This is a genomic window from Kitasatospora sp. NPDC001547 (genome assembly GCF_042894165.1).
In the GTDB taxonomy this organism is placed as follows: Bacteria; Actinomycetota; Actinomycetes; order Streptomycetales; family Streptomycetaceae; genus Kitasatospora.
In genome coordinates, this window is record NZ_JBIAVL010000016.1 from 152,155 (window position 1) to 167,487 (window position 15,333).

At 74.9% G+C, this 15,333-nt stretch carries 18 protein-coding genes; 8 read left to right on the forward strand and 10 right to left on the reverse strand.

Features of this window, described 5'->3' with window-relative positions; translation table 11 throughout:
- The first annotated feature begins 97 nt into the window (after window positions 1–97).
- Window positions 98–1,060: a helix-turn-helix transcriptional regulator gene (locus tag ACFY0X_RS26950; RefSeq protein ID WP_387758268.1), complete on the forward strand. Its 963-nt coding sequence runs from the start codon at window positions 98–100 to the stop codon at window positions 1,058–1,060.
- A gap of 103 nt (window positions 1,061–1,163) precedes the next feature.
- Here ACFY0X_RS26950 and ACFY0X_RS26955 read toward each other — a convergent pair whose 3' ends face one another.
- On the reverse strand, window positions 1,164–1,553 hold the full coding sequence (locus ACFY0X_RS26955; RefSeq protein WP_387758269.1) for a thioredoxin family protein: 390 nt from the start codon (window positions 1,551–1,553) through the stop codon (window positions 1,164–1,166).
- Window positions 1,554–1,752: 199 nt separating this feature from the next.
- Here ACFY0X_RS26955 and ACFY0X_RS26960 point away from each other — a divergent pair, with 199 nt between their 5' ends.
- From ACFY0X_RS26960 to ACFY0X_RS26970, 3 genes are read left to right on the forward strand one after another with little or no spacing between them, the layout of a single operon-like run.
- Entirely contained in the window at window positions 1,753–2,313 is a 561-nt protein-coding gene (locus tag ACFY0X_RS26960) for a hypothetical protein (RefSeq protein ID WP_387758271.1), read from the forward strand.
- 33 nt (window positions 2,314–2,346) lie between these two features.
- Entirely contained in the window at window positions 2,347–2,919 is a 573-nt protein-coding gene (locus ACFY0X_RS26965) for a sigma-70 family RNA polymerase sigma factor (RefSeq protein WP_387758273.1), read from the forward strand.
- Complete coding sequence (locus ACFY0X_RS26970) at window positions 2,916–3,725, forward strand: zf-HC2 domain-containing protein (RefSeq protein ID WP_387758275.1); 810 nt, start codon at window positions 2,916–2,918, stop codon at window positions 3,723–3,725. The genes ACFY0X_RS26965 and ACFY0X_RS26970 overlap by 4 nt, the downstream gene beginning before the upstream one ends.
- On the opposite strand, the gene ACFY0X_RS26975 is transcribed toward ACFY0X_RS26970, so the two are convergent.
- The 4 genes from ACFY0X_RS26975 to ACFY0X_RS26990 all read right to left on the reverse strand — a co-directional run bounded on the left by ACFY0X_RS26975 (window position 3,693) and on the right by ACFY0X_RS26990 (window position 7,427).
- Window positions 3,693–4,430: a hypothetical protein gene (locus ACFY0X_RS26975; protein ID WP_387758277.1), complete on the reverse strand. Its 738-nt coding sequence runs from the start codon at window positions 4,428–4,430 to the stop codon at window positions 3,693–3,695. The genes ACFY0X_RS26970 and ACFY0X_RS26975 overlap by 33 nt on opposite strands.
- Window positions 4,427–5,080 carry a hypothetical protein gene (locus tag ACFY0X_RS26980; protein WP_387758279.1) on the reverse strand — a complete coding sequence of 218 codons (654 nt, stop codon included), beginning with the start codon at window positions 5,078–5,080 and terminating at the stop codon, window positions 4,427–4,429. Before ACFY0X_RS26980 ends, ACFY0X_RS26975 begins: the two co-directional genes overlap by 4 nt.
- Window positions 5,081–6,030: 950 nt before the next feature.
- Window positions 6,031–6,543: a DUF1990 family protein gene (locus ACFY0X_RS26985; RefSeq protein ID WP_387758281.1), complete on the reverse strand. Its 513-nt coding sequence runs from the start codon at window positions 6,541–6,543 to the stop codon at window positions 6,031–6,033.
- On the reverse strand, window positions 6,540–7,427 hold the full coding sequence (locus ACFY0X_RS26990; protein WP_387758282.1) for a YndJ family protein: 888 nt from the start codon (window positions 7,425–7,427) through the stop codon (window positions 6,540–6,542). Before ACFY0X_RS26990 ends, ACFY0X_RS26985 begins: the two co-directional genes overlap by 4 nt.
- Window positions 7,428–7,605: 178 nt before the next feature.
- Between ACFY0X_RS26990 and ACFY0X_RS26995 the strand changes: the two genes are divergently transcribed.
- On the forward strand, window positions 7,606–7,875 hold the full coding sequence (locus ACFY0X_RS26995; RefSeq protein WP_387758283.1) for a DUF1876 domain-containing protein: 270 nt from the start codon (window positions 7,606–7,608) through the stop codon (window positions 7,873–7,875).
- A gap of 157 nt (window positions 7,876–8,032) precedes the next feature.
- On the opposite strand, the gene ACFY0X_RS27000 is transcribed toward ACFY0X_RS26995, so the two are convergent.
- From ACFY0X_RS27000 to ACFY0X_RS27010, 3 genes are all read right to left on the reverse strand, one after another.
- Entirely contained in the window at window positions 8,033–8,473 is a 441-nt protein-coding gene (locus ACFY0X_RS27000; protein ID WP_387758285.1) for a PPOX class F420-dependent oxidoreductase, read from the reverse strand.
- 260 nt (window positions 8,474–8,733) lie between these two features.
- Window positions 8,734–10,260 carry an MFS transporter gene (locus tag ACFY0X_RS27005; RefSeq protein ID WP_387758287.1) on the reverse strand — a complete coding sequence of 509 codons (1,527 nt, stop codon included), beginning with the start codon at window positions 10,258–10,260 and terminating at the stop codon, window positions 8,734–8,736.
- A 200-nt stretch (window positions 10,261–10,460) separates the two neighbouring features.
- Window positions 10,461–11,135, reverse strand: coding sequence for a TetR/AcrR family transcriptional regulator (locus ACFY0X_RS27010; RefSeq protein ID WP_387758289.1), 675 nt, complete (start codon window positions 11,133–11,135; stop codon window positions 10,461–10,463).
- A gap of 217 nt (window positions 11,136–11,352) precedes the next feature.
- Between ACFY0X_RS27010 and ACFY0X_RS27015 the strand changes: the two genes are divergently transcribed.
- Both ACFY0X_RS27015 and ACFY0X_RS27020 read left to right on the forward strand, forming a co-directional pair.
- On the forward strand, window positions 11,353–11,934 hold the full coding sequence (locus ACFY0X_RS27015; protein WP_387758291.1) for a Uma2 family endonuclease: 582 nt from the start codon (window positions 11,353–11,355) through the stop codon (window positions 11,932–11,934).
- 121 nt (window positions 11,935–12,055) lie between these two features.
- Window positions 12,056–12,844 carry a VOC family protein gene (locus ACFY0X_RS27020; RefSeq protein WP_387758293.1) on the forward strand — a complete coding sequence of 263 codons (789 nt, stop codon included), beginning with the start codon at window positions 12,056–12,058 and terminating at the stop codon, window positions 12,842–12,844.
- Between the two features lie 100 nt (window positions 12,845–12,944).
- On the opposite strand, the gene ACFY0X_RS27025 is transcribed toward ACFY0X_RS27020, so the two are convergent.
- Together ACFY0X_RS27025 and ACFY0X_RS27030 are read right to left on the reverse strand one after the other, a co-directional pair.
- On the reverse strand, window positions 12,945–13,424 hold the full coding sequence (locus tag ACFY0X_RS27025) for a hemerythrin domain-containing protein (RefSeq protein WP_387758295.1): 480 nt from the start codon (window positions 13,422–13,424) through the stop codon (window positions 12,945–12,947).
- Window positions 13,425–13,552: 128 nt separating this feature from the next.
- Complete coding sequence (locus ACFY0X_RS27030) at window positions 13,553–14,149, reverse strand: TIGR03086 family metal-binding protein (protein WP_387758297.1); 597 nt, start codon at window positions 14,147–14,149, stop codon at window positions 13,553–13,555.
- Window positions 14,150–14,361: 212 nt separating this feature from the next.
- Between ACFY0X_RS27030 and ACFY0X_RS27035 the strand changes: the two genes are divergently transcribed.
- Window positions 14,362–14,931: a DoxX family protein gene (locus ACFY0X_RS27035; RefSeq protein ID WP_387758299.1), complete on the forward strand. Its 570-nt coding sequence runs from the start codon at window positions 14,362–14,364 to the stop codon at window positions 14,929–14,931.
- The last annotated feature ends 402 nt before the right edge of the window (window positions 14,932–15,333 follow it).

The following is a 15,333-nucleotide window of genomic DNA, read 5'->3' on the forward strand; positions in this document are numbered from 1 at the left end:
AAACGGCACGGACGCGGCACGGAGAGCGGCACGGGCCGGTACGGAAAGCGGCGGGGCCGGCCACGAAGAGCGGCGCGGAGACGGAGAGGAGCACGCGGTGGAGCACCCGGTCAGCCGTGTCCTCGCCCTGCTGGAACTGCTCCAGGACCGCCCCGGCCTGACCGGCGCCGAACTGGCCGCCCGGCTGGACGTGGACGAGCGCACCGTCCGCCGCTACGCCGCCCGGCTGGCCGAACTCGGCATCCCCGTCCAGGCCGACCGGGGCCGCTACGGGGGCTACCGCCTGCGGCCCGGCTACCGGCTGCCGCCACTGATGCTCAACCCGGACGAGGCCGCCTCCGTGGTGCTCGGCCTGCTGGCCGGCCGCAGCTCCGGCCTGTCGGTGGGGGAGGGGGCCACCGAGACCGCCCTCGCCAAGATCCAGCGGGTCCTGCCGCCGCCGCTGCGCGAACGCGTCTCCGCCGTCGAACAGACCCTCGGTCTCACCGCCCTCCCCGCCACCGGACCCGGCCCGGCCGCCGCCGCGCTGTTCACCCTGGCCGAGGCGGCCCGCCGGCGGCGCCGGGTGCGGCTCTCCTACCGGGACCGCGAGGACCGGCCCAGCGAGCGCGAGTTCGACCCGTACGGGCTGGTCTTCCACTCCGGGCGCTGGTACACCACCGGGCTCGACCACCGCAGCGGCGAGCCGCGCACCTTCCGGCTGGACCGGATCACCCGGGTCGAGCAGGGCGAGACCGGCTTCGAGCCGCCCGAGGACTTCGACCCGGTCCAGCGGGTGGTGGAGTCACTGGCCGGGGTGCCCTGGCGGCACCGGGTCGAGGTGGAGCTGGAGACCACCCTCGCCGAGGCCCGCCGCCGGCTGCCGCCCGCCGTCGGCACGCTGACCGGACTCGCCGAGGATCGGGTGCTGCTGCGGGCCCGGGCGCAGAACCTGGACGGCGTCGCGGTGCTGCTGGCCGGGCTGGGGTGGCCGTTCACCGTCCGGGAGCCCGCCGCGCTGCGCGCCGAGGTACGGGCGCTCGCGGCCCGGCTCGCCGCCTGGGGCGCCGACCCCGACTGACGCCCGGAGCCCGGGCGCGGCGGCCACGCGCGGGGGCCGACAGGAGGCCGGGAACGGCGAGGGCCCGGGGAGACGATGCTCCCCGGGCCCTCGGACGTCCGGATCAGGCCTGGCCGCCGGCCGCCTGCTCCTCGGCGACCTTGCGCTTCACCTCGGCCATGTCCAGGCCGCGGGCCTGGCCGATCAGGTCCTCGAACACCGCCTCCGGCAGCGCTCCGGGCTGCGAGAAGACGAGCACGCCCTCACGGATGATCGCCAGTGTCGGGATCGACTGGATGTCGAACGCGGCGGCCAGCTCCTGCTGCGCCTCGGTGTCCACCTTGGCGAAGACCAGGTCCGAGTGGCGCTCGGCCGCCTTCTCGTACACCGGGGCGAACTGGCGGCACGGCCCGCACCACCCGGCCCAGAAGTCGATGAAGACGAAGTCCTTGCCCTCCGGGCCCGGGACGATCTCGTCGAAGTTCTCCTTGGTCAGCTCGACCGTGCTGCTCATCTCGCGCTTCCTTCCCTTCCGGAGGTGGCGGTCCGGGCCGGTTCGGGCCTGGTGCCCGCCACAACGGCCCCGGTCGGCGGGGTATTCCGGACGGGGTGCCGGTAGTCCCGGCGTCCGGGATCGAGCAGCCGGCGGCCGCCGCCCGTACAGGAGGGTGTCCGGTCCGTCCCGATCCATTCCCCCGCGCGGGAGGCACCCCATGCGCAGCACACTCCGCACCCGCCGGGCCGCCGTGCTGGCCGCGTCCGGCATCCCGGCAGCCGCCCTGATCGCCGGCTGCGGGTCGTCCGGCGGCTCCTCGGGTTCGTCGAGCAGGCCTAGCGCCCCGGCGGGCGTCACCCTGCAGACCGCCCAGGACCCGAAGCTGGGCACGATCGTCACCGACAGCGCCGGCTTCACGCTCTACCGCTTCGACCAGGACCGGAACAGCCCGCCGGAGTCCTCCTGCAACGGGAGCTGCGCCGTCGTCTGGCCGCCCGAGCACGCCGACGGCGACGTCACGGTGAAGGGCATCGACAGCAAGCTGGTCGGCACCGTCACCCGTGCCGACGGCACCGAACAGGTCACCCTCAACGGCTGGCCGGCGTACCGCTACTCGCCGGACACCAAGCCCGGCGACACCAAGGGCCAGGGTGTCGGCGGCACCTGGTTCGCGCTGACCCCGGGCGGCGACAGGGCGGGCACCCCGGGCGGTTCCACACCGAACCCGGCCGGCCCCGGCAATCCCGGCAGCCCGATGCCCGGCACCCCGGGCTACTGACCGGTTCCGACCGCCCTCGACCAGGAGGCCCGGGTGCGCAACGATGATGTGGTGACCGAGGAGCACCCCGTCGGTCGCTCCGGCGGTCACGGCGCGGGGGCGCCGGACGAGGACCTGATGCGAGCCCTCTACCGGGAGCACACCGGTCCGCTGTTCGGCTTCGTGCTCCACCTGGTCGCCGGGGACCGGCAGCGGGCCGAGGACGTCGTGCAGGAGACGCTGGTCCGCGCCTGGCGCAACATCCACCGGCTCGACGCGGAGGGCGGCTCGCTGCGGCCCTGGCTGGTCACGGTCGCTCGGCGGATCGTGATCGACGGCCACCGCAGCGCCCTGGCCCGGCCGCGCGAGGTGGACGCCTCGGCGCTGGACCAGCTGCCCGCCGAGGACGATACCGACCGGGCGCTGCGGATGATGACCGTCGCGGACGCGCTCGGCGACCTCTCGCCCGCACACCGGGAGATCATCGTCGAGACCTACCTGAAGGGCCGCACGGCCAACGAGGCGGCCGCCGAACTCGGCATCCCGGCCGGGACGGTGCGCTCGCGGGTGTTCTACGCGCTGCGCTCGCTCAGGCTCGCGCTGGAGGAACGGGGAGTGACATCGTGACCAGGCACCCCGACCCCGAGCCGGCCCCCGACCGGCTGCCCGACGGTCTGCCCGGCGACGCCGTCCCGCCCGGCGACGCCTCCGGCGCACCTCGCCACGCCCCCGGCCCGGAGCACGTCGACGCCGGCGCGTACGTCCTCGGCCTGCTGGAGCCCGCCGAGCGCGCCGCCTTCGAACGGCACCTCGCCGACTGCCCGCAGTGCGCCGATCAGGTGGGCCGGCTCCGCCCGGTGGAGCCGCTGTTGGCCGAGTACGCGGCCACCGCGCGGGTGGCCGGAACGGACCCGGCCGGCCCCGGCCCGCAACCGGATCCGCGACTGCTGGACCGGCTGGTCGCCGAGGTCGGCGCCACCCGGCGGCGGGGCCGGGTGCGGCGGCTGGTGCTCGCCCTGGCCGCGACCGTGATGGTGGCGGCCGGCCCCGCCGTCACCGCCGCCGTCCTCATCGCCGAGCAGACGCCCGCCGTCGTCGCGGCCGCCCAGCAGTACAGCGCCACCGACCCGGGCACCGGCGCGCACGCCACCGTCGGCGTGGACGGCGCCACCTGGGGCAGCCGGATCAGTCTGCAACTCGGCGGCGTCCAGGGCCCGTTGACCTGCCGGCTGGTCGCCGTCTCGCGCACCGGCGAGCAGCAGACCGTCACCACCTGGTCCGTCCCGGCGGGCGGCTACGGGAACGGAGGCGGGGACGGCACCGTGCGCACCACCGGCGGCACGGCGCTCCAGCCCGGGGACATCGACCACTTCGAGGTCCGGGTCCAGGACGGCGGCGCGCTACTGGTCGCGATCCCGACACACCACGCCTGACTCCCAGCGGACCGTGTACGACTCCAACCGCTCCACCCGGGCCGTCCCCCGGACCCCGGGCCAGTGCGGGCTGGCACCGCCGGTGGCGGTCATGTGCTCCCGCCGCCAGGTCCGGCTCCAGCCGACCCGCAGCGCGGGCTCGAAGCTGTGCCACCGCCCGCAGCCGCAGGGCACCAGCACCCGGGCGCAGCAGCGGCACAGCCCGGCGTGGCCGCTGCCGTGGCAGGTCGGGATCCGCACCGGCGGGCCCTGCTCCCCGCAGGCCGGGCAGCCCGGCAGCTCGACGCCGTCCAGCAGCGCGTTCTGCCGCCGGACGTAGTCGGGCAGGCTCAACGGCGGGTGCAGGAAAGGGTCGTGCTGCCAGGCCGCGTCCGGCGAGCCCCACCAGCGCCGGTGCCACCAAGCGGTCTCCGGCGGCTGCCGCCGCCCTTCCCGCTTCTTCGCCCGGCGCCGCGCCCCGTACTCCTCGGCCCGGACCCGCCACAGCTCGCGCGCCTCGTGCAGTTCGTCCACCGCGCGGACCAGCGCGTCCGGGTCGGTCTCCAGACAGCGGGGGATCCGGGCGCTGACGGTGAGGTGGTGGTACGTCGCCCGCAGGCTGTACGGGGCGAAGCGGGTCAGGCAGGTGCGCAGCGCGGAGTGTCGCCGGCACGGCGGGAGCGAGGCGTCGTGCACCCGGGCCCGGTGGGTGTGGAAGCTGGTCATGACGGCGGCTCCAGGTCCAGGGCGCGGGCGAGCGCGGCGGTGACGGCGGCGGCGTACCCGGGCACCTGCCGTTCGGCCCAGCGCGCCGCGAGCGCGAGGAAGTCGCGCAGGTCCCGCTCGGCGCCGGCGAGCAGTCGGCGCAGCTCGTCCACCGGCAGCTCGATCACCGGGCCGCCGCCCCCACTGCCCCCACCGTCCTCGGCGTTCTCGGCCTCCTGGGCGTCCTGGGTCAGCCGCACGACCCGGCCGACGCACTCGGCCCGGGCGTCGGGGTCGTGGCCGAACCAGGCGGTGCCGGAGCCGTCCGTGACGTTCAGCCAGTCGCGCCAGTCCTCCAGGCCGCTGCAGCAGCCCGGCTCGAAGACGGCACCGGTGGCGGAGTCCGTCACGACCAGCCCGCCGGGCGCGTACGGGTGCGACTCGGTGAGCAGCCCGTGCAGGAAGGCCCCCAGCGGCTCAGCCGGCCGGGCCCCGCGCTCCTCGCCCTCGACGTCGTTGCGCTCGGCCAGCCACAACACCGCCGTGCCCACCTCGTCCGGCGTCAGCCGCCCGTCCAGCGTGAGGCTTCCGCACGGCTCGTGGCCGCCCGTCGGCCAGAGCGTGAAGCCGTCGGGGGCGGAGAACTCCAGGACCGGTCGCATCGACATCATCCGCCGATCATGCCGAACGGCCCCCGTCCTGACCAGCGCGATTACGCCCGCCCCGGTCGGCCTCCGCCCGCCCTGCCCGCGTGCGGGCCAGGCAGGTCCGCGGTCGGGCTACGGCACGTCGGGAGGGCGTGGCCGCGATCCGGCGAGTTCGTGTGCCAGGTGGCCGGCCGACCGGAGGCAGCGCCGGAGCCCGGTTCCCGTGCCTGATCGGACGCCACCCTGCACCCGGCGCTGGGGGACCGGTCGCTGTGATCCGGGCCAGGGCTCGACGGGAGGGCGATGACGCGCTGGGCGAGCGGGAGCAGCAGCCCGGCCAGGCGGGCGTGGGGCGCCTGGCCGACCGGAGGCGGCGCGGGAGAGCCGGGCCCCACTTCCTGGTCGGCCGCCTCCCGCGACCCGCCGCGCGCCGGGCCTGGCCGCGCTCCGCCGCCGTACTCGGCTCCGGTGTCTCGACCGCTCCGCTGCCGCACAACCGGCCAGGGCGCCGTGGTGCGGGCCGGTGCGTGTCCGCGGTGGCGGGCGAAGATGCCCCGGCGCTGGAGGCCGTGGGTGGGCGAGTCGGGAATGTCGGACGAGCGGCCGGCTGAAGGCGGCGGCTGCGGGACTGGGTCCGCAGCGACAGCCGGGCGGCTCGCTCGACCGGCCTGCGTTGTTCCACTGGTTCTGCCGTGATCCAGGGCAGGGCGCGTTCGTAGCGGCGGGCGACAGGCGGCGGGCGCCGGGCAAGCCAGGTGTGCCAGGCGACTGCTGGTTGATGGCGGTGGCCGGGGAACGGGCCCTCGCCCGGCCCGGGTCGCGAGGGGGCCCGGTGCGGGCCCTCCATGGCGGGCGCAGGTGCCTGCGCGGTGGAGGCCGCGAGCCGGGCGTGTCCGGTGATCGACTGGCTGACGGCGCTGGCGGGATGCCGGCCCCCGCCGTCCGCTACCCGCTCCCCGGGCGGCTCCCGGCGCTCACCCCGCGTCGGCGGCGATCCGGGCCAGTACGCGCCCGCAGCGGCGGGCGAAGGCGCGTTGGGCGAGGGGGAGCAGCGGGCCGGCCAGCCGGGCGTACCAGGCGACCGGTCGGCTGAAGGCGGTGACGGAGAAGCGGACGCCGCCGTCCGGTGCCAGCTCGACCAGGAAGGTCTCCTCGCCCTGGGCCAGGTGCCCGGCCCTGGTGCCGTAGGTGAAGCCGTACCGGTCCGGGCCGTCGACCACGGCCAGCACCCGGTTGGGGGCGCCGGCCCGCAGCGAGCCGAGGCCGATGGCGCAGTGGACGGCGACGTCCGGGGCGGCGCGGTCGGCCGCCGCGTCGATCCGGACGCCCGCGAGCCGGTGCATCCGCCATTCGAGCAGGGCGGCTCCGGCGGCCGCCAGGGCGGGCCGGCCGCGGCCGATGAGCGCGCTGTGCCGCAGGTGGTTGTAGCCGGCGGGCAGTTCGCCGGTGCGGCTGGCGCCCTGTTCGGGGTAGCTGTAGTCGTTCATCGGGCGGCCTCCCGGGCCTCGGTCGGGGTGGTGGTGACCCGGTCGGCGCCGGTAGGGCCGGCGGCGATCCGACGCCAGGCGAGCAGGGCGCAGAGCGCGAAGCCGAGAGCGTTGCCGACGCCGTGGGTGGCGGCCATCCAGGTCAGGGTGGGGTGGGGGAGGCCGGCGGCCCGGCCGAGGGCCCACCACAGGGCGAGCACCATGGTGAGCGCGAGGACGGCCGAGGAGACGGCGAGCAGCCGGGCGGTGGCCCGGTCGTCGCCGCGGGGCCGCAGTTCGCGCCAGGTGACCAGGCCGACCAGCCACATCCCGGCGCTCAGTACGGCGGCCCCGGCGAACTGCCACCAGTTGCCGAGGAAGTACCCGGCCAGCACCAGCAGGGTGCCCGCGGGGACGCTGAGCGCCGCGCAGCGGGCCGCGCCGGAACCGGGGCGGACGGTGCGGCAGACGAGTCCGGCGACCAGGGCGGCGGTGAACCCGGCGTAGTGGAAGTGCGGGACGGTGAGCGCCAGGATGTGCGGCTCGAAGCTGAACAGCGGGTAGCCGGAGCGCTCGGCGACCAGGGCGACCCCGGCCACCGAGGGTGCGGCGAGCGCGGCGAGCACCGCGACCTCGGCGGGCGCGAGCGAACGGGTGCGGGCCAGCCGCAGCGGCGCGTGCAGGGCGATCGCCAGGGTGCCTAGCGCGTAGAGCACGGCGCTGCCGGTGGCCAGGCCGCCGCGGGGCAGCCAGAGCGAGAGCGCGCCGGGTACCGCGGCGATCGGCCAGAACCGGCGGACCCGGGCGAGCCCGGGCTCGTCGACCAGGGCGAGGCCGAGTGGGACGACGGCGCCCATGCCGAGCAGGATCAGCAGGTCGACCAGTTCCGTGGTGCCCTTGCCCATGGTGGGCACACCCCCTTGAACGCGTTCAAATGGCTTCCCTCACCGACTCTACGCGGCTGAATTGAACGCGTTCAACCCTCCCCCGGGCGCCGGCCCGGGAGCCGTCCGGATCGGCTGGCCTGGTGTTCACGGTGGGTGCGGCGCACCCTGGAGGAGTAACCGATGGAGGTGATCCGCCATGCAGACTCTGGTCGGTTGGCACATCGAGATGGAGTTCCGCGAAGACGGCCCGCGGACCAGCGCCGCCGCACTGCTGCGGCTCGGCGACGGGACCGAACTACGCGCCCACGGCTACAGCAGCCGTCACCCCTCCGACCCGGAGCAGCTGAGGGTCGGCGAGGAGATCGCGGGGGCCCGCGCGCTCAACGAGCTCGCCTCGCAGCTGCTCACCAAGGCCCACGGCGAGATCCAGGAGGTCAGTCCGGTCCCGACCCACCCGCTGTCCTGACTTCCCCGCGGCCGGTCGGCGACGGGTCGGTGCTCGCTCGACGGTCGAGCGGTGCCCCGGGAGGCGCCGGAGGCAGTCCCGAGGGCGGCCCCGGAGGCGCCGAGCGCCGGGGTCGCCACTCCTGGACGCTCGGCGTGCCCAGCGAATTGACGGTCCGTCAGTTCGCGCAGTAGCCCGTCGGCGGCTGCCACTCCGGCCCGACCAGCCGCTGTTCCAGTTCGTTCGGCGTGATCCGGATCCCGACCGTCCCCGCCAGCCCCACCCGGAACCGGCTGCGGGCCAGCGCGATCAGCGCCGTCAGGCCGTACTTGTTGATCAGCGAGGTGCGGTAGCGGGCGGTGTCGTCGGCGTCGCAGAGCCGTGCCCGGGCCGGGACCTGGCGGCCGGTGGGGCGCCCGCGGGCGTCGCAGGGGCCGATCAGTACCCGGGGGTGGCGGCGGATCCGTTCGGCCTCGCCGGAGTGGGCCGGGGCCCAGACCCCGAGGGCCGTGCCGTCGGGCACCACCCAGAGCTGCGAGTCCATGCGGCCGCCGTCCTGGTCGAACGTGGTGAGCAGGAGGTACCTGCTGTCGGCGAGCCCGTCGGTTCGGTGGTGCACCTGTCCTCCCTGTGCCGTCGGGGGGTGCGGGTGAGCACGCCCGCGGGGCGGGCCACTCCATTCTCGTCGACCGCGGCGGCCTGTTCGAGGGGGCGGGGCTGTTCGTGCGCCGTGAGCCGGGTGTTCGGGCCCGCAAACCACGCGGGCCCGAACACCACGCAGGCCCGGTCCCCCACGAGGCCCGGAAACGGCGAGCGGCCCGCCCGGTGTCGTGGAGGACACCGGACGGGCCGCGTACGCACCCGAGCAACCCCTGGGCGTCAGTGCACCAGCACCGGCACCTCGTTCTCCTTCGCCGCGCCCGTGTCCGAGCCCGCCGCGGCACCCGGCCGGCCGGCGTTGACGAAGGTGAAGGCGACCGCGGCGGCCGCCACCAGGATCCCGAAGGACACCCAGATCGCGGTGGAGAAGCCGTGCACCATGCCCTGGAACTGGAGCGCCTTGGCGGCCTCCGGCGAGGCGGCCGCGGCGGTGGCGTGCGAGGCCAGCCAGCCGGTGGTCGCGCTGGCCGCGATGGTGTTCAGCAGCGCGGTGCCGATGGCGCCGCCGACCTGCTGCGAGGTGTTGACCATCGCCGAGGCCACCCCCGCGTCGCGCGGCTGGACGCCGTGCGTGGCGAGGCTCATGGCCGGCATGAACGCGGTGCCCATGCCCAGGCCCATCAGGACCAGGCCGGGCAGGATCAGCGCCGGGTAGGAGGTGTCCACGCCGATGTGGGCCAGCAGGAACATGCCGACCGAGGCGGCCAGGAAGCCGGGCGCCATCAGGTAGCGGGCCGGGACCCGGGTCATCAGCCGGGCGCCGATCTGGGTCGAGCCGGTGATCATGCCCGCCACCATCGGCAGGAAGGCGACGCCGGTCAGCACCGGGCTGTAGCCGAGCACGATCTGCAGGTAGTAGGTCAGGAAGAGGAACAGACCGAACATGCCGATCACGGCCATGCCCAGCGACAGGTACACCCCGCCGCGGTTGCGGTCGAGCACCACGCGCAGCGGCAGCAGCGGGGCCTTGACCCGGCGCTCCACCAGCACGAAGGCGGTCAGCAGCACGGCGGCCGCGACGAACAGCCCCACGGTGCTGGCGGAGGACCAGCCGTCGGACTCGGCGCGGGTGAAGGCGTAGACCAGCGAGACCAGGCCGGCGGTCACCAGCAGCACGCCGGGGACGTCCAGCTTGTTGCGGTTGCGGCCCTCGGCGGGCTCGCGGATCACCATGACGGCGCCGACGGCGGCCACGATCGCGAACGGGATGTTGACGAAGAAGGTCCAGCGCCAGTTCATGTACTCGGTGAGCAGGCCGCCGAGGATCAGACCGATGGCGCCACCGCCACCGGCGATCGCACCGTAGATGCCGAAGGCCTTGGCGCGCTCCCTGGCCTCGGTGAAGGTCACCGCGAGCAGCGACAGCGCGGCCGGCGCGAGCAGCGCGCCGAACACGCCCTGCAGGGCGCGGGCGCCGAGCAGCATCGCGGTGTTGGCCGCGGCGCCGCCGAGCGCGGAGGCGAGGGCGAAGCCGGTCAGGCCGACGATGAAGGTCCGCTTGCGGCCCCACAGGTCCGCGATCCGGCCGCCGAACAGCAGCAGTCCGCCGAAGGCCAGCGCGTAGGCGGTGATCACCCACTGGCGGTTGCCGTCGGAGATGCCCAGGTCCTGCTGCGCGGACGGCAGGGCGATGTTCACGATGGTCGCGTCGAGGACGACCATCAGCTGGGCGAGGCCGATGAATATCAGCGCCTTCCAGCGCCGGGGATCGGGCAGCGTCGCCGGTCGGGCGTCGGTTTGAGGCATGGGGGTACTCACTTCACGGTGCGTGTGGTGTGCGTGAACGGTCGAGCGCCGTACGGGGACACGGCTGGTCGCCGTACGGGAAGGTGCGGTGTCAGGGCGCGCCGGGGCGCGGCAGGGCGCCGCCGGAACGGCCGGTACTGGTGGTCGGTGCTGGTGCTGGGTGCCGGTGTTCGGCACGGGCGGTCGGTGCTGGTGGTCGGTCAGTTCTGGGGCTGGAAGTCCTCGAAGGTCGCGGACCGGCCGGGCAGGGCCGAAGGCGCCGGTGCGCGCAGGCCGTCCAGGAAGATCTGCAGGTGCCGGTGGACGAAGTCGTCGAGCCGGCAGGAGGTGTTCGGCAGCGGCCGGGTCAGCTGGCTCATCGCGATGAACAGGTCGCCGTGCTCGACGTCGGCCCGCAGCTCGCCCGTGGCCCGGGCGCGCTCCATCAGCCCGCCCACGGCGGCCTGCAGACGCTCCCGGATCTCGGTCAACTCCGGGCCGAACGGGTCGACATGGGTGCTGAACAGGGTGCAGAGCCCGCCGATCTTCTCCCCGACGGACGCGTGCACGAACCGCTGGAGGGCGTCGAACGGGCCGCTGCCGTCAGGAGCGTCCGCCTCCGCCGTCGCCGCCTCGGCGAGGGCCAGGATGCGGTTCTTGACGAGCAACGCCACCTCGTGGATCAGCGCCACCCGGTCCGGGAAGTTCCGGTACAGCGTGGCGTTGCCGACCCCCGCCCGCTTCGCGATCTCGTCCAGCGGCGCGTCCGCACCGTACTCGACGAACGCGTCCCGGGCCGCCAGCACGATCCGCTCCCGGTTCCGGCTCGCGTCCGCACGCAACTTCGGCGTACGCGCGCTCCCGGCGGGACGGCCCGACTCGGCGGTGGTGGTCACGACGACTGCTCCTCAGGATACCGGGGAAATTCTCCCCGCTTCTGCCAACGTACTCGAAAACGGGGAATCCGTCCCCGGAATTTCCGCCGGTGATGTGTCCTGTGCCACATCGATGACCGGGTCGATCGGCTCGGCTATGGTCGGAAGCGGACGGCCGTAACCGCCCCGCCGGTGAACTCGTTCACCCGGAGGGTGTCCAGGCGAAGGAGGAAGGCCCGTGACTGTGATCTCCGAGCGCCCGCAGATGCTGCCCGAGCAGTTCGAGGAGTTCGCCCGTCACCTGGGTCGAACCGTCGAAGGCATCCGGCTGGAGTTCATCAACGGGAAGTTGGGGATCAAGCCCGTGCCAGACGGCGACCACGGCCGCATCGTCCAGTGGCTCCTGCGGATCTGCATCCAGGCCCGGCCGGAGCTCTACCTGCATGATCAAGGCCTGAGGCTCGAGGGCTACCGGGACGGGCGCGCCCGCCCGGACGGCACGCTCGCGGATGCGGACGCCTTCGTCGGGTGCGGCGACTGGGCGCCGACCGGCGGGGCCCTGATGGTTGCGGAGGTCACCTCCTACGACTCCGACACCGACCGTCGTGATCGCGTCGAGAAGCCCCGTGCCTACGCCGAGGCCGGCATCCCGGTCTACCTCCTGATCGACCGGGACTCCGCGGAGGTCGTCGTCCACAGCCAGCCCGACGGCGTCCGCTACGAGACCGTCCGGACCGTTCCGTTCGGCAGGACCGTCCACCTGCCCGACCCGGTGGGGATCTCCCTGGACACCGAGCCCCTCAAGAACTGGGTGCGCTGATCCCGGGCATGGCTTCCCCGGGGCGGTGCGGGTGGCGGCCTAGGGTGTGGGTGTCCCGGGCGGCCGGTGGGCCGTGGGAGTCGGGAGGGGCCCGGCGGCCGGGTGGGCGAGGAGGTTCGCGATGGGCAGCGGTGAGACGGCCGCGAGGGTGCGCTGTGTGGCGGCCGTACCGTGCTGGGTGAGCCTGATGGCCCGGGACCTGGAGGACGCCGAGGAGTTCTACGGTCCGCTGCTCGGCTGGGAGTTCGAGCCCGTGGCGGACCGCTTCGGTCCGTACGTGCACGCGGTGACCGGCGGGGAGGCGGTGGCCGGGCTGGGCGTCGCCGGCGGCGGGGCGATCCCGCGCGCGTGGACCAGCTACTTCGGGACGGAGAGTGCCGACGCCGCCGCGGACGCGGTGCGCGAGCGCGGCGCGACCCTGGCGGTCGGGCCGCTGGCCTTCGACGCCGGGCGGGTGGCCTTCGCGGCGGACCCTGCGGGCGCGGCGTTCGGCATCTGGGAGGGCCCGCTGGGCCGGGCCCGGCGGCTGGACCTGCCCGGGGCGCCGGTCTGGATCGAGCTGCGCACCCCGGACCCGTTCGCGGCGGCGCTGTTCTACGGCGAGGTGTTCCGCTGGGACGGCCGTGACCCGGAGCGCTTCGACGTCCGCTGGGAGCACGACCGGGTGGTGCTGCGGGCCGAGGGGCACAGCGTGGCCGCGCTGGCCAAGGAGCAGGCGGGCGGACCGGCCGGGACGCCGCCGCACTGGGAGGTGTCCTTCGCCGTTCCGGACACCGACCGGGCGCTGGCCCGGACCGTGGAGCTGGGCGGCGCGTCCGTCGGCCCGGCCTTCGACTCCCCGTACGGCCGGGTGGCCCGGCTGCGGGACCGCGACGGCGCCCGGTTCGCGGTGATCGGGCCGAAGGGCTGATCAGTGGCCGACCAACCGCTGATCGGCCACTGATCAGCCGGAAGGGATCGATCGACCGACGGGGATCGACCGAAAAGGATCGATCGGCAGGAAGAATCGATCAGCCGGAAGGCCCGGCCGGCCCCTCGGGCGCCTCCAGCTCCGCCCGTTCCGCCCGCAGCCGGTCGCCCAGCGCGGTGCGGGCGGCCGCGGGCAGGGCCTTGCGCGCGGCCGGGAAGAGCTGCTCCTCCTCGCCGCGCAGGTGCCGCCGGAGGGTTTCGGCGAGGCCGCGCAGCAGGGTGCCGAAGACCGGGTCGGCCGGTTCGAGCCCCTGGAGGTCGGCGAGGTACTGCCCGATCGCCAGGTGGTCGTGGATGCTGCGGAACACCAGGGCCCCGCCGTCGGGCACGTCGTGCTGCACCACCGGGAAGAGGTGCTCCTCCTCGGCGGCGCAGTGGGCGAAGAGCAGGTCGGTCAGCCGGGCGACCAGCTCGCCGCGCCCGGGGTCGTCGGCCGGCGCGGCCTCGATCCGGTCGAGCAGCTCGGTGGCCGCCCGGTGGTCGGCGGTGAACTCGCCGAGGATGTCAGGCCTGCGGCTCATGGCCCGCCCGCCTCTCGCACGGAAGACTTCCCCCGCCGCCTTCCAGTATCCGGCGCCGGGCCGCTCACCCGGAGTCGTGCCCGGGCTCACCCTCCGTCCCGCCGCCCTTCACCCGAGGTCGCCCCCGCTCACCCGCCGTCCCGCCGCCCGGCGAGGGCGAGCAGCCGGGTCTGCGGGGCGGCGTCCTCGGGCACCGGCACCGGCGGGTCGAAGAGCCCGCTGCCGGAGAGGTCCCCGTACCCGCTGAACTCGTCGAGCGCGAACTCGACGAGCCCGGCCGGGAGCCGGGTGCGCCGGCCGATGCCCTCGGCGAGGTCCCAGGTGTGGATCACCAGGTCGGTGGTGAGCTGGTCCAGGTAGTACTGGCCGGAGACGTCCCCGTAGGAGAGGTGGACGGTCAGCTCGGTGGCGCCGGGGACGGCCCAGGCCTCCCGGGCGGCCTCGGCGGCCTCGGTCCAGGCGGTGACCGGGTCGTCACCGAGCACGTCGCCGTCGAAGCGTCCGCCGACCTCGCCGATGGTGGCGCCCATCAGCAGTTCGGGCACCCAGAGCTGCTCGCCGGTGAGGTGGTTGACCAGGTCGCGGACGGACCAGTCGCTGCACGGGGTGGGCGCGTCCCACTGGCCGGGGCCGATCAGTCGGACGCGCTCGCCGAAGGCGTCCAGCGCCTCGGCGTACGGGGTGCCCGTCCGTGCCTCCCGTCGGTGCTGCCTGTGTTGAGCCATGCCTCCACCCTCCCCGGCCCCGCGGGGGCCCGCGAGTTGTCGACGCCCCGTCAGTTGTTCAAATTCGAACTTCGCGGTACGGTCGGAAGAGCGGCCGTTCAAATTTGAACAATGGCGCGGGGGCGACCCCCGCCCGCCCGCCGCACACCACGACCTGTGACCACGTCCGGCCGCGCCGGACGACGACCGAACCCCGATCGATGGAGACGCGCATGCCGAGCAGCAGCCCGAGCACGACCGCCGCCACCACCACCGTCAGCCCGGCCCGGGACGCCGCCGGGCCCGCGACGACCTCCCCGCACGCCTACGACGCCGGACTCCTGCTCCTGCGCCTCGTTCTCGGCCTGACCATGGCCGCGCACGGCAGCCAGAAGCTGTTCGGCTGGTTCGGCGGCGGCGGGATCGACGGCACCGGTCAGTTCTTCACCATGAGCGGCTACCCGGCCGGCGACGCCATGGCCGTGGTGGCCGGCCTCACCGAGACGCTGGGCGGACTCGCCCTCGCCGTCGGCCTGCTGACCCCGCTGGCGGGCGCCGCGATCGTCGGCACGATGGTCAACGCGATCGCCGTCACCTGGGGCGGCGGCTTCTTCGCCCCGAAGGGCAGCGAGTACGAGCTGCTGCTGACCGCCGGTGCCGCCGCGCTCGCCCTGACCGGCCCCGGCCGCTACGCCGTGGACCGCTTCCTGCCGGTGCTGCGGGCGCACCGCCTGGCGTACGGCGCGGCCGCCGTCGTGGTCGGCCTGGCGACGGCGGGCGTGATCCTGCTGCTCCGCAAGTAGTCCGCCGCGGTGCGGCCGCACCGCGAACGGCCGCGAGCAACCGCAGGCAACCGCGAGCAATCGCAGGCACCCCCGGCAACTGCCGGCAACCGCTCCGCGAGCAGCTGTTCCGCGGACGGAAGAAGGGCATGGTGACGACCCGTCGCCATGCCCTTCCCGTCGTTGCGGGACGGGCGGCCCCCGGACAGGGCGGAGCGCCCCGCCCCGAGCCGGTGGCCTGACGGCCCGTCATCACGGATCCCGCCTCCGTTCCCCGCGAACCGTACACAACGCGGCGGGTTCCCAGAGGCATGTGATGTGTGCCATGGTACATGTCACACCCCCCGCCGTGCCCGACGGAACCGCCCCCACGCGGCGCCGTCACCAACGGTCCTCGCCACCCCCACCGGCCGCGCCCCCAGG

Excerpts from the sequence above, each read along its gene's own strand:
- ACFY0X_RS26955 (WP_387758269.1), bottom strand. The coding sequence starts at position 1,553 with ATGAGCAGCACGGTCGAGCTGACCAAGGAGAACTTCGACGAGATCGTC.
- ACFY0X_RS26960 (WP_387758271.1), top strand. The coding sequence starts at position 1,753 with ATGCGCAGCACACTCCGCACCCGCCGGGCCGCCGTGCTGGCCGCGTCC.
- ACFY0X_RS26975 (WP_387758277.1), bottom strand. The coding sequence starts at position 4,430 with ATGACCAGCTTCCACACCCACCGGGCCCGGGTGCACGACGCCTCGCTC.
- ACFY0X_RS26980 (WP_387758279.1), bottom strand. The coding sequence starts at position 5,080 with ATGATGTCGATGCGACCGGTCCTGGAGTTCTCCGCCCCCGACGGCTTC.
- ACFY0X_RS26985 (WP_387758281.1), bottom strand. The coding sequence starts at position 6,543 with ATGAACGACTACAGCTACCCCGAACAGGGCGCCAGCCGCACCGGCGAA.
- ACFY0X_RS26990 (WP_387758282.1), bottom strand. The coding sequence starts at position 7,427 with ATGGGCAAGGGCACCACGGAACTGGTCGACCTGCTGATCCTGCTCGGC.
- ACFY0X_RS26995 (WP_387758283.1), top strand. The coding sequence starts at position 7,606 with ATGCAGACTCTGGTCGGTTGGCACATCGAGATGGAGTTCCGCGAAGAC.
- ACFY0X_RS27005 (WP_387758287.1), bottom strand. The coding sequence starts at position 10,260 with ATGCCTCAAACCGACGCCCGACCGGCGACGCTGCCCGATCCCCGGCGC.
- ACFY0X_RS27020 (WP_387758293.1), top strand. The coding sequence starts at position 12,056 with ATGGGCAGCGGTGAGACGGCCGCGAGGGTGCGCTGTGTGGCGGCCGTA.
- ACFY0X_RS27025 (WP_387758295.1), bottom strand. The coding sequence starts at position 13,424 with ATGAGCCGCAGGCCTGACATCCTCGGCGAGTTCACCGCCGACCACCGG.
- ACFY0X_RS27030 (WP_387758297.1), bottom strand. The coding sequence starts at position 14,149 with ATGGCTCAACACAGGCAGCACCGACGGGAGGCACGGACGGGCACCCCG.
- ACFY0X_RS27035 (WP_387758299.1), top strand. The coding sequence starts at position 14,362 with ATGCCGAGCAGCAGCCCGAGCACGACCGCCGCCACCACCACCGTCAGC.